General features: G+C 66.4%; 11 protein-coding genes. 8 read left to right on the forward strand and 3 right to left on the reverse strand.

Annotated elements, in window-relative coordinates; translation table 11 throughout:
• Nucleotides 1-86: 86 nt before the first annotated feature.
• The gene (locus tag P1X14_RS20435) at nt 87-1,001 is read right to left on the reverse strand and encodes a 2-hydroxyacid dehydrogenase (RefSeq protein WP_277317266.1); all 915 of its coding nucleotides are present in this window, start codon (nt 999-1,001) and stop codon (nt 87-89) included.
• 161 nt (nt 1,002-1,162) lie between these two features.
• Here P1X14_RS20435 and P1X14_RS20440 point away from each other — a divergent pair, with 161 nt between their 5' ends.
• The 8 genes from P1X14_RS20440 to P1X14_RS20475 all read left to right on the forward strand — a co-directional run bounded on the left by P1X14_RS20440 (nt 1,163) and on the right by P1X14_RS20475 (nt 9,887).
• Nucleotides 1,163-1,930, forward strand: coding sequence for a GntR family transcriptional regulator (locus tag P1X14_RS20440; protein ID WP_277317267.1), 768 nt, complete (start codon nt 1,163-1,165; stop codon nt 1,928-1,930).
• A 123-nt stretch (nt 1,931-2,053) separates the two neighbouring features.
• Entirely contained in the window at nt 2,054-3,190 is a 1,137-nt protein-coding gene (locus P1X14_RS20445; RefSeq protein WP_277317276.1) for a fumarylacetoacetate hydrolase family protein, read from the forward strand.
• Complete coding sequence (locus P1X14_RS20450; RefSeq protein ID WP_277317268.1) at nt 3,187-4,620, forward strand: aldehyde dehydrogenase family protein; 1,434 nt, start codon at nt 3,187-3,189, stop codon at nt 4,618-4,620. The genes P1X14_RS20445 and P1X14_RS20450 overlap by 4 nt, the downstream gene beginning before the upstream one ends.
• A gap of 65 nt (nt 4,621-4,685) precedes the next feature.
• Nucleotides 4,686-6,035: an amidohydrolase family protein gene (locus tag P1X14_RS20455; RefSeq protein WP_277317269.1), complete on the forward strand. Its 1,350-nt coding sequence runs from the start codon at nt 4,686-4,688 to the stop codon at nt 6,033-6,035.
• A gap of 13 nt (nt 6,036-6,048) precedes the next feature.
• Complete coding sequence (locus tag P1X14_RS20460) at nt 6,049-7,338, forward strand: MFS transporter (RefSeq protein WP_277317270.1); 1,290 nt, start codon at nt 6,049-6,051, stop codon at nt 7,336-7,338.
• 176 nt (nt 7,339-7,514) lie between these two features.
• Nucleotides 7,515-8,357, forward strand: a complete 843-nt coding sequence (locus P1X14_RS20465) for a 4Fe-4S binding protein (RefSeq protein ID WP_277317271.1) — start codon at nt 7,515-7,517, stop codon at nt 8,355-8,357.
• Nucleotides 8,354-9,037 (forward strand): hypothetical protein, encoded by a 684-nt coding sequence (locus P1X14_RS20470; RefSeq protein ID WP_277317272.1) that lies wholly within the window; start codon nt 8,354-8,356, stop codon nt 9,035-9,037. The genes P1X14_RS20465 and P1X14_RS20470 overlap by 4 nt, the downstream gene beginning before the upstream one ends.
• Nucleotides 9,015-9,887: an SMP-30/gluconolactonase/LRE family protein gene (locus P1X14_RS20475; protein ID WP_277317273.1), complete on the forward strand. Its 873-nt coding sequence runs from the start codon at nt 9,015-9,017 to the stop codon at nt 9,885-9,887. Before P1X14_RS20470 ends, P1X14_RS20475 begins: the two co-directional genes overlap by 23 nt.
• Nucleotides 9,888-10,061: 174 nt before the next feature.
• Here P1X14_RS20475 and speD read toward each other — a convergent pair whose 3' ends face one another.
• Both speD and P1X14_RS20485 read right to left on the reverse strand, forming a co-directional pair.
• On the reverse strand, nt 10,062-10,436 hold the full coding sequence (gene speD, locus P1X14_RS20480; RefSeq protein WP_277317274.1) for an adenosylmethionine decarboxylase: 375 nt from the start codon (nt 10,434-10,436) through the stop codon (nt 10,062-10,064).
• On the reverse strand, nt 10,433-11,902 hold a 1,470-nt coding region (locus tag P1X14_RS20485), incomplete at its 5' end, for an FAD-dependent oxidoreductase (protein ID WP_277317275.1). The genes P1X14_RS20485 and speD, both read right to left, overlap by 4 nt.

An 11,902-nucleotide genomic window follows, 5' to 3' on the forward strand; every position in this document is an offset into this window, starting at 1 on the left:
CCGGCCCGCTCCCCCACCCGGCCACCCATAGAATATACTTCCGTTGGGTGGCCGGGTGGGGGAGCGGGCCGGTGCCGTTTCGAGAGTCACGTCACAGGTGTGACCAGCGGGAGCCCGGCGAAATGCGCGTCGAGATTGTCGATCACCAGCTGAGCCATCGCAGTACGCGTCTCGATCGTCGCGCTGCCGCGGTGCGGCTGGAGGACGACATTGTCCATCGCGAGCAGCGCGGCGGGCACATGCGGTTCCTGCGCGAACACATCGAGCGCAGCGCCTGCGATCCGGCCGCTGGCCAGTGCCTCGACCAAGGCCGCTTCGTTCACCGCATTGCCGCGGCCGACATTGATCAGGATGCCGTCCGGGCCGAGCGCGTCGAGGACCTCCGCACCGACCAGACCGTCGGTGTCGGCGCCGCCGGGCAGGACGAGGATCAGGATCTCGACCGCTTCGGCAAGGCTGCGCAGGTCGGGGTAATAGTCGTGCGGCACCGGCTGCCGGTGTCGGCCGGTATAGGCGATGGTGCAGTCCATCGCTTCGGCGCGGCGGGCAATGGCCTTGCCGATGCGGCCGAAGCCGGCGATGCCGATGCGCCGACCGCTGGCGCGATGCCCGAGCGGGAACGGCGCACCCGTTGCCCAGCCGCCGCTGCGCACCAACCGGTCTCCGGTCGCGATGCCGCGGCAGGCGGCGATCATCAGGCCGATGGCGAGATCGGCGACGTCGCCGGTCAGCACATCGGGCGTGTTGGTGACGGCGATGCCGCGCGTCGCAGCTGCCGCCAGATCGACTCCGTCATAGCCGACGCCGTGCACCGCGATCAGCTCGAGCGCAGGCATCGCGTCCATCAGCGCCGCACTCACTTCCGATCCGCCGCTGGGCACCAGCGCGCGTGCGCTGTGCATTCCGCTATCGTCGGTGGAGATCAGCGTGTAGCGGCTGCCGGCCAGCGGTTCGATGCGCGGCATCAGCGCCGGTTTGATCGCGACGACGGGGCGGGTCATGCGCAGCGCGTACCTCTTCGAATCGATTGCATGCACCGCCATGCGCATGGCGCCGCTTGTGTGCAAGCCGGGCCGTTGCGCTTGCCATGCAGTGCAGCAAGCCCTAGCTTGAAATCATTCAGCAACATCGCAATTCGAAGTCATTACGCACCCGGAGGAATATGAGCCGTACTGCGAAGCCGGGCGACAAGACCAGGGCAACGACAGCCAAGACCGCGCGCAAGAGTGCGGTGAGTGAAGGGCCGCGCAAGGGCCGGCTTCATCTTGATGCGTTGAAGTCGATTCGAAAGATGATTTTGTCCGGCGAGCTGGCACCGGGCGAAAGGCTGCGCGAGATTGCGCTGAGCGAAGATCTCGGCATGTCGCGTACTCCTATCCGGGAAGCGTTCCGCACATTGGCTGCGGAGGGGCTGGTCGACCTGCTGCCCAATCGCAGCGTGGTGGTCAGCATGCCCGACAAGTCGGAAGCGGCGGACGTGTTCACCGTGCTCGGCGTGCTGGAAGGGCTGGCGGGCCAGCTCGCCTGCCGCCGGATGACGGCGGAGCAGATCGAGATCCTCAGCGAACTTCAGGCCGACATGGCGCATTATTTCGAGAAGCGCGACCGGCTGAGCTATCTCGAAGCGAACCGGCTGATCCACGAACATATCGTCGAAGGCGCAGCCAGCCCTTCGCTGCTGCTGGCGTGGCGGCTGCTGCTGCCGCGCGCCGAGCGGGCGCGCCATGTGAGCACGCTCGATCACGACCGCTGGGACGAAGCGTTCAAGGAGCATGTCGAGATCTTCTCGGCGATCGAGCGGCGCGACGAGGCGCTGCTCAAGACGCTGATGGAAGCGCATTTCAACAAGGGCATCGAGGCGATGAAGCGCAACGAAGCCCGCGAGCGCGCGCAGAAGCGTGCGGAGACCTATGCGGAGGTCGGCGGCTAGGAACCGCGTCCCGCGCACCTTCCGGCGGATTGTATCTCCGGCCACCCGAATCGGCTTGTTTGTATGCAAGAGTGAGTCTATGCATGCAGAATAAGAAGATCGGGAGGGTGAAGGGTGCGCGATCTGCTCCCGGACGACAGCGAAGACGCGACGCTCATCGGCCGCCTGGCGAGCGATGACGGGCCGATTCCGGTCGCGGTGCTGGACGGCCGCGTGTGGGACCTGTCCGGCGCCACGCCGACCGTCGCCGATCTGCTCGCGAAACTGGAGCCGAGCGAGGCGCTTCCCGCGGGGCGCGATCTGGGTCCGCTCGACGATCTCGATCTTGCCGCCGCATGGGATCCGGAAGGGCCGGGCCGGCTGCTCGCGCCGATCGACCTGCAATGCGTGAAGGCGGCGGGCGTGACCTTCGCCGTCTCGGCGCTGGAACGCGTGATCGAGGAACGCGCGCGCGGTGACGCCGGCGAAGCGGCACGCTTCCGCGGCGTGATCCTCGACCGGATCGGCAGCGACCTGCGCGCGCTGCGCCCCGGTTCGCTCGAAGCGATGCGGCTGAAGGAAATGCTGATCCACGAAGGCGCCTGGTCGCAATATCTGGAAGTGGCGATCGGCCCGGACGCGGAAGTCTTCACCAAGGCGCCGGTGCTCTCCTCGGTCGGATCGCGCAGCTATGTCGGCATCCGCAGCGATTCGAGCTGGAACAATCCCGAACCCGAAGTGGTGATGGTCGCCGATCCACAGGGCCGTGCGCGCGGTGCGGCGCTGGGCAACGACGTCAATCTGCGCGACATCGAAGGGCGCAGCGCGCTGCTGCTGGGCAAGGCCAAGGACAATAATGCCTCGGCCGCGCTGGGGCCGTTCATTCGCCTGTTCGACGCGAGTTTCACGCTCGATCATGTCCGCAATGCCGAGGTCTCGCTGACCATCGAGGGCGAGGACAATTTCCGGCTCGAAGGCCGCTCGAACATGGCGCAGATCAGCCGCGATCCGCTCGAGCTGATCGGGCAGGCGATCGGCAAGCATCACCAATATCCCGACGGCTTCGTGCTGTATCTCGGCACCATGTTCGCGCCGGTCGAGGATCGTGAGCATGAGGGCCGCGGCTTCACCCACAAGATCGGCGATACGGTCAGCGTGTCGACGCCGAAGCTCGGCACGTTGGTCAACAAGGTGGTGCTGTGCGAGGACGCGCCGCCCTGGACCTATGGCATTTCGTCGCTGTTCCGCGATCTCGCCCGCCGCGCGCTGGTGAGCGCATGATGCGGCTGACCCATTTCATCGATGGCAGGGCGGTCGAGGCCGATACGCCGTTCGACAGCATCAATCCGTCGAACACCGGCGAAGTGGTCGCGCGCTATCCGGCGGGCGGCGCGGCGGAAGTCGACGCGGCGGTGATGGCGGCGCGGAAGGCCTTTCCGGGCTGGTCCGCGGCTTCGCCCGAGGTTCGCAGCGACCTGCTCGACAAGGTGGGCGCCACCTTGATGGCGCGCGCGGCCGAACTGGGCGAACTCCTTGCGCGCGAAGAGGGCAAGACCCGCGCCGAGGGCATGGGCGAAGTGATGCGCGCCGCGCGGATCTTCAAATATTTCGCGGGCGAGGCGATCCGGCGGCATGGGCAGACGCTCGAATCGGTCCGGCCCGATATCGATGCGGCGACCTATCGCGAGGCGGTGGGCGTCTATGGCCTGATCACCCCGTGGAACTTCCCGATCGCGATTCCGGCGTGGAAGGCCGCGCCCGCGCTGGCCTTTGGCAACACGGTGGTGCTCAAGCCTGCCAACCCGACCCCGGCGATCGCGCATGCGCTGGCCGCGATCATCCACGAATGCGGCGCCCCGCCGGGGGTGTTCAATCTCGTGCTAGGCCAGGGCGGCGTGGGATCGGCGATCGTCGATCACCCCCAAGTCGATGCAGTTTCCTTCACCGGCTCGCAGGGTGTCGGCGCCAAGGTCGGTATGGCGGCGATGGCGCGTCAGGCGCGGGTGCAGCTCGAGATGGGGGGCAAGAATCCGCTGGTCGTGCTCGACGATGCCGATCTCGACCGGGCGGTGGCAATTGCGCTGGATGGCGGCTTTTTCCAGACCGGCCAGCGCTGCACGGCGTCGTCGCGCGTCATCGTTCAGGCGGGGATTCATGATCGCTTCGTGTCCGCACTGGCCGAACGCGCGGCGGCACTGCGCGTGGGCAATGCGCTCGATCCCGCCACCCAGATCGGCCCGGCATCGAGCGAAAGCCAGTTCGCGCAGAACCTGTCCTATGTCGAACTGGCGGTGCGCGAGGGCGGGCGGCTGGTGACCGGCGGCGAGGCGCTGAACCTCGACACGCCCGGTTATTACATGTCGCCCGCGCTGATCGCCGACACCGATCCCGGCATGCGGATCAATCGCGAGGAAGTGTTCGGGCCGGTCGTCTCGACGGTGCGTGCCGACAGTTTCGAGCAAGCGCTGGAGATCGCCAATCAGGGCGAGTTCGGCCTGTCTGCCGGGATCGTCACGACCTCGCTGAAACATGCGCGCGAATTCCGCCGCAACGTCCGCGCGGGGATGGTGATGGTCAATCTGCCGACCGCCGGTGTCGACTATCACGTGCCCTTCGGGGGCACCCGCAAATCGAGCTACGGCCAGCGCGAACAGGGCTTCGCCGCGGTCGAATTCTATACCCAGATCAAGACCGTCTACACGGCGGGATGACCTTCCGGACCCGCGCAAGACGGGCTGGAAACGAGAGGAGAGCGAGTGTGAGGAACGGCCAATCTGTGCGATCCGCGCCCGGCAATCTGCTGCTGTGCATGCTGCTGGTGCTGGCGGCGCTGATGGCGGGTTTCCTGGCGGTGCAGCCGGCATCGGCGGAGACGATCCTCTATCGCAACTTCACCCTGATCGACGGGCGCGGCGGGCCGGCGGTGCCGAACGCGGCGATGCTGGTGGCCGATGGGCGCATCCTGTGGGCGGGTCCGATGGCGGGCGCGCCGGAGGTGGCGGTGTCGGTCGATCTGGGCGGCAAATGGGTGATCCCCGGGCTGATCGACACGCACATCCATATCGGCAATCTGCACGACCTGACGCAGGACGAGAAATTCTACAGCCCCGAGAATGTCGAGGCGGACCTGCGCACCTATGGCTCGTTCGGCATCACCACCGTGGCGATCATGGGGACCGACAAGGATTCGATCTTCCAGATCCGCGCGCTGCAGCGCGCCGGGCGGCCGATGATGACGCGGATCTACACTGCGGGTCAGGGCATCGTGTTCCGCGGCGGCTATGGCGGCGTGCCGGGGATCAACCGGCCAGTGGCGACCGCGAAGGAAGCGGCTGCCGAGGTCGATGCACAGGCGGCCAAGGGCGCCGATTACATCAAGCTGTGGCTCGACGACGAACTGGGCACCATGCCCAAGATGCCGCCCGAGATCAGCAAGGCGGTGATCGACGCGGCGCATCGCAACGGGCTGAAAGTCTATGCCCATATCTTTTACCTCGCCGACGCCAAGCGGCTGGTGGCCGAGGGCATCGACGGCTTCGTCCATTCGGTGCGCGATCTGCCGGTCGATCAGGAACTGATCGACATGATGAAGGCGCGCGGCGTGGTTCAGGTGGCGGCGACGCTCAGCCGCGAGGCGGCGATGTTCGCCTATGGATCGCCAGCGCCCTGGCTCAGCGATCCCTTCTTCATGCAGTCGCTCTCGCCCACCGCATTGACGCTGCTGGCCAGTGCCGAGCGGCAGCGGACCGTGGCGGGCAACCCCACCTTCCCGCGCTATCCGGCCTTTTTCGACATGGCGATGGCCAACATGAAGCGGCTGGCCGCAGCCGGCATCCGCTATGGCCTCGGCACCGATTCGGGTCCTCCGGGCCGCGTCGCCGGCTATTCGGTCCATTGGGAAATGGAGCTGATGGTGCGCGACGGCTTCACGACCGCCGAGACGATCCGCGCCGCGACGCTGTATGGCGCCGAAGTGCTGGGCGCGAAGGATATCGGTGTGCTCGAACGCGCACGCTGGGCCAATTTCGTCGTGCTCGACGCCGATCCGCTGAAGGATATCCGCAACACCCGCGCGATCCGCGCAGTCTATGTCGGCGGCACGCAAGTGCCGTCGGTGAAGCGCTGACGGAGCAAGCGGCATGGCCCCCACCAAAGCGAAGCCGACCTTCGTCCGCCACTATGTGCTGTGGCTGACGGTCCTCGCCTATATGATCACCTATATGGACCGGGTGGTGATTTCCACCGCGGCGCCGTCGATCCAGGAGGAGTTCGGCTTCTCCGAAATCACGATGGGCTGGATCTTCGGCATCTTCCAGCTGGGCTATGCGCTGTTCCAGATCCCCGGCGGCTGGCTGGGCGACCGGTTCGGGCCGCGCCGCGCGCTGACGGGAATCGTGGTGTGGTGGTCGGCCTTCACGGCGTTCACCGCGATGACCTGGTCGGCGGGATCGATGCTGGTATGCCGTTTCCTGTTCGGCATGGGCGAGGCAGGGGCCTTCCCCATCGCCACGCGTTCGCTGTCGCGCTGGATGCTGCCGTCCGAACGTGGCTGGGCGCAGGGTGTGACCCATGCAGGTGCGCGGCTGGGCGCGGCGATCACGCCGGTCGCGGTGGTCTATCTGATCCTCCATTTCGGCTGGCGCGCGCCCTTCTTCATCTTCGCGCTGGTCGGCCTGCTCTGGGCGGCGTTCTGGTTCTGGTTCTATCGCGACCGTCCGGCCGAGCACGACATGGTCAATGATGCCGAGCGGACGATGATCGCCGAAGCCCTGGGCACGGTCGCCACTTCGACGCAGAAGGTCGCGGTGCCTTGGGGCAGGCTGCTCTCCAGTCCGCTGATGTGGACGCTGGCGGCGATGTATTTCTGCTACGCCTATTCGATCGGGCTGTTCCTCACCTGGTTCCCCAAATATCTCCACACCGCGCGCAGTTTCGAGCTGGCCGAGATGGGCCTGTACGCATCGATGCCGCTGATGGCCGGCGTGCTGGGCGATATCGCCGGGGGCTGGATCTCGGACCATTATTTCAAGCGCTCGGGCAATCTGAAGATGGCGCGGCGGCTGGTGGCGATGGTCGGCTTCCTGCTGGCGGCGATCACCATTCCGCTGGCGGTGATGAGCGACAGCCCGCTGGTCAGCGTCGGCTGGTTCTGTCTCGCGGTGTTCGGGCTGGAGCTGACGGTCGGCGTATCCTGGGCGGTGACGCTGGATATCGGCGGCAATTATGCCGGGTCGGTCTCGGCGGTGATGAACACGTTCGGCAATATCGGCGGCGCGATCGCGTCGTTCGCGACGGGCTATATCGTCACCTATGCCGGGTACGACACGGCCTTCTATCTGCCGTCTGCGCTGTGCCTGATCGCGGCGTTGCTGTTCCTCAAGATCGACGCGTCGAAGCGCCTCTATGGCGAGGAGCCGAAGCGCGCGTGAGCGTGGCGCAACACCCTCGAAAATGGCCCGGAAAAGCGTTGACAAGCACGGCGAAACGAGGAATGCATACAGATAAGATGTTTTGTATGCAATTTACGTAAACAGGCATCGGCCCCCGGAGGGCCAGCACAGGATAACCAGATGCGCCGGGCGCATCCGTGGAGTTTGGACCAGCCATGCAGATCAGCGACAGCAAATGCGTTGGATGCGGGAATTGCACCTATGTCTGCCCGATGGGCGCGATCTTCATCGATCCCAAGACGCGCAAGGCATCGATCAACAGCGACGAATGCGTCGAATGCTATGCCTGTTACAACGGGCTGTCGAAGGAGCATCTGCCGCCCAAGACGGTGCGTTTCACCCGCCGGATCATGTCGAAGCTGCTGCTGCGCTTCGAACCCGATCCGGACATCTGCCCGACCGACGCGCTGGTGCCCGACGAGCTGAGCTGGCCGCGCGTGGTGCGCCGTGCATTCTCCGATCCGCGCGTGCCGCATGAGTCGACCGGCGTGACCGGTCGCGGCACCGAGGAGGTGAAGACCAACGACGTGTCCGATCGCGTCGCGGTGGGGATGGTCGGCATCACCATCGAGTTCGGCCGGCCGGGCGTCGGCGCGCGTTTCCACCAGATCCAGGTGATGAGCATGAAGCTGGCGGGCATGGGCGTGAAGATCCAGCCCAAGAACCCGGTGACGGCGATGATGACCGATCCCGAAAAGGGCATCATCCGCGAGGATATCCTGAACGAGAAGGTGCTTTCGGCGATCCTCGAGATCACCATTCCCATCGCGCGGCTGGAAGAGGTCATCCGCGCCGTGTGGGAAGTGGAGAAGGAGATCGACACGATCGTCGTGCTCGGCGTCGGCACGCGCTGCGACGAGAATGGCGACGAGCTGGTGGTGGCGCCCGTGCTGGAAAAGCTCGGCTACAGCCTGCGCCGCGCCAAGACCAATCTCGGCCTGGGCCGTACCGAGATCAAGCTGATCGGCCACAACTCAAAGGGTGCGGCCGCGGCATGACCAACACGCTCCACCGCTACGGCACTGCCGAAAGCTTCGTCGATGATTACATCATCTTCGCGCTGCCCGCGAAGGGGGTCGCCCAGACCGGCGACCCCGTCCCGGCGCTCAAGCGTTTTCTCGAGATCGCGCTGGAATATAGTCCGGTGAATATCGGCGACGCCACCAATGGCGGATCGATCCGCCCGACCGAACACACCCACGCGCTCGAGCATTTCGAAAAACGCCCGACCACGCCCGATTTCCAGAAGGTGATCGACGGGATCGAGGCGGCGACGACCTATTCCGCGGTGTTCGCCACCGCCGAGGATGCGCAGGCATTCGTCCAGCGGATCGCGGTGGAGGATCTGGGCCTCAGCATCAACATCTCCTCTTCCATCGCCAACGCGCTGGGCTGCTGCAAGGCGGCCGGACTGACGCGGCACAGCGTCGGCTATTCGCTGGGGTTTGAGGGGATCGGCGATCATGTACCCAACCGCCATGTCCTCGCGCTGTCGACGATGTGCGGGCACGGCATGATCAGCCAGTCGCTGGCCAAGAAGATGATCGATTTCGTCAAGGAGAACCGCCGTTCGCCCGATCAGGTGACGGCTGCCTTGAGCCGTTTCTGTTCGTGCGGCATCTTCAATCCGGTTCGGGCGAAGAGGATCATCGAGGATGCGCGGAAGAAGACCTACTAGCGCCGCACTGCTGGCGGCCACGCTGCTGATCGCGGGGCCTGCGCTCGCTCAGGCCCCGGTGAAGGTGCTGGAGAATGCCGGCTTCGACGGCCCCGAATCCGCGCGCCACGATCCCGTCCGCGACGAATATCTGGTCACCAGCACCGGGCCGCGCGGGCCGGAGAGTAACGGCTTCGTCTCGCGCGTCTCGCCCGACGGCAATGTGATCGCAGCGAAGTGGATCGAGGGCGGGCGCAACGGCGTGACGCTGACCGATCCGTTCGGGATCTTCATCGCGGGCGAGCGCATCTATGTCGCCGATGTGAAGGCGGTGCATGTGTTCGACCGGCTGAGCGGTGCGCCGTTCCGGTCGATCCCGATCCCCGATGCGGTGCGGCTGAACGACCTGTTCGTGACCGCGAACGGCACGATCTATGTGACCGATTCGGGCAGCGACGACAGCCCCGGCGCGCTCTATCGGATCGACGCGGCGGGCAAGGTTTCCGAGTTCGTGAAGCGCGATCCGGTATTGGAGCGGCCCAACGGGATCGCGGTGCTGGCCGATGGGACGGTGGTGCATGGCGGGCGCGGGGTGAACCTCAGCTTCCGTTCGCCCGCCGGGCGGCTTCTGCGCGAAGTCACTTTGCCGTTCGGCCGCTTCGACGGGATCGTGCCGCTGGCCGATGGCAGCCTGCTGGTCTCCAGCCAGGACGGGCATGGCGTCTATCACCTGCCGGCGAACGGCAAGCCGGTGATGGTGGTGAAGGACATTCCGGTGCCCGCCGCGATCGGCTTCGACATCAAGCGCAGCCGCATCCTGATCCCGCAGATCCGCGCTGCGACGCTGACGATCGTCGAGTACAAGCCCTAGAGTCGTTTTCAGTTAGGCGGCACCGCCCTCCACAGCCTTTCCAACGATGCTTCGCATCGCCGGAACCTTGGGCTGCTCCGCCCGCTCCCCCACCCGGCCTCCCATCCAGCATATTCTGTGGGAGGCCGGGTGGGGGAGCGGGCCGGTGCCGCTTCAGCGCAGCTGAAACGAGGTCTAAACGCTCAGTCCGGCGGCGTTGAAGCCGCGTTCGATCACGGTGCGCCGGGTGACGGTGCCGCCCAGCCGTTCGGCGATGAGCGCCAGTGCCGCTTCCAGATCGTTGGTCCGGCCGCACATGAAGATGTCGATCGCGGCATAGCCATGCTCGGGCCATGTGTGGATCGAGAGGTGCGATTCGGCGAGCAAGGCCACGCCGGTGACGCCCTGTCCCGGGCCGAAATGGTGGAGCCGCGTCTCGATCAGACAAGCCCCTGCCGCGTCCGCCGCATCCGCCAGGCACGCCTCGATAAAGGCCGCATCGTCGAGCCGGGTGCAGCCATGCAGGTCGGCGATCAGGTGCTGGCCTTGATAGGGGGAAGCGGGGGTCACAACAGGCTTTCGTAAGGATGGCCGAGCCGCGTCATCGCGGCCTCGGCGGCGCGGACGCCGTGATAATGGGCTTCCTCGAACAGCGACAGGCCCGACAGGTCGCTATGCGCCAGATAGAGCGGCCCGGTCGGGTGCGGCGCATCGGCGCGGGCGAGGAAGCCGGGCGTCGGGCGGATCATCGCATGGCCCCAGCGCCACAGATCGATGCGGCGGATCGCGTCATGCATTTCGGGGTGCATGGCGAGCAGATCGTCGCGGACGATGCGCTTCCATTCGTCGGCAGGGCGCTCGACCAGCAGGCGGCGCGCTTCGGCAGGCGGCATGTCCGACAGCGGCAGATACCAGGTGAGGACCGATCCCTCCGGCATCGCATCCGGCCCCTGATGGGTTGCGACGACATAGCCGAGCGAATTGCTGGTGCTCGACACATTGTCCCACGCCAGCGGCACGCCGCGGCCTTCGGGCAATCGGTCGACGGTGATGTTGGCGACCAGCCATGGCGCGTAGCTATAATCCTTCGCGCTACCCAGTTCGGGCGCGATCCGCGCGGCGATGAAATGCGGCATGGCGAGGATCGCGGCGCGGGCCGTGGTGCGGACGGTGTTTTGCCGGCGGGCGTCATAGCTGTCGATCAGCACGCGCTCGCCGTCGCGCGCCACCCGGTGGACGATGCGGCCCGCCGCGATGCGATCGACAAAGCCGCGGGCCATGCGCGAGGTGAGGCGGCTATTGCCTTCGGGCCAGGTCAGTTCGTTGCCGCCCGCGCCGTCGGCAGCCCAGCCGCGACGCGACGCGAAATAATGGATGCCGGCCCAGGCCGAGACTTCGCCCGGCTCGGTGCCGTAATCGTCGCGCATGGCATAGCGGACATGCGCGCGCAGCACCGGCGAGCGCCAGCCTTGTCCGTCGAGCCATGCGGCGAAGGTCTGGCCGTCCAGCGCACGCAGCTCGGGATCGCGCGAGCTATAGGCCATCGGGATCGCGAAGGCGGGCTTGCCGTCCTTGCCGGTCCGCGCCGAGAAATCGTGCATCGCCTGTTCGAAGGCCGCGATATCGGCCTTGTCGCGTGCGCTAAGGCCGGTGCGCGGGATCAGCCCTTCCTGCCACTTGCCCTGCCAGAACAGCCGCTCCTGCAAATCGGCGCAGAGCTGCTCGGGATCGTAGACCGGGGCGCCGTTCCGGTCGCCGGTGATCATGCCGAGCTGGCGGAGCAGCCTCTGCAGCGCCTTCGCTTCGCGATTGGCGACCGGCAGATAATGCGCGCCGAGCGGATAGGCCGAAACGCTGTTCCGGCCGCTGCGGGCATTGCCGCCGACACTGTCCTCGAGTTCCAGCAGGCGGAAGCGATCGAACCCCGCGTCCTGCAGGCGCCACGCCGCCGAGAGCCCGGCGACGCCGCCGCCGGCGATGACGATGTCCGCCTCGTCGTTGCGGGTCGCGGGCGGGAAGCCGCCGTCGCGCAGCCG

Source organism: Sphingomonas sp. AOB5 (assembly GCF_029433115.1).
GTDB lineage: Bacteria > Pseudomonadota > Alphaproteobacteria > Sphingomonadales > Sphingomonadaceae > Sphingomonas.

Excerpts from the sequence above, each read along its gene's own strand:
- P1X14_RS20435 (WP_277317266.1), bottom strand. The coding sequence starts at position 1,001 with ATGACCCGCCCCGTCGTCGCGATCAAACCGGCGCTGATGCCGCGCATC.
- P1X14_RS20440 (WP_277317267.1), top strand. The coding sequence starts at position 1,163 with ATGAGCCGTACTGCGAAGCCGGGCGACAAGACCAGGGCAACGACAGCC.
- P1X14_RS20450 (WP_277317268.1), top strand. The coding sequence starts at position 3,187 with ATGATGCGGCTGACCCATTTCATCGATGGCAGGGCGGTCGAGGCCGAT.
- P1X14_RS20460 (WP_277317270.1), top strand. The coding sequence starts at position 6,049 with ATGGCCCCCACCAAAGCGAAGCCGACCTTCGTCCGCCACTATGTGCTG.
- P1X14_RS20465 (WP_277317271.1), top strand. The coding sequence starts at position 7,515 with ATGCAGATCAGCGACAGCAAATGCGTTGGATGCGGGAATTGCACCTAT.
- P1X14_RS20470 (WP_277317272.1), top strand. The coding sequence starts at position 8,354 with ATGACCAACACGCTCCACCGCTACGGCACTGCCGAAAGCTTCGTCGAT.
- P1X14_RS20475 (WP_277317273.1), top strand. The coding sequence starts at position 9,015 with ATGCGCGGAAGAAGACCTACTAGCGCCGCACTGCTGGCGGCCACGCTG.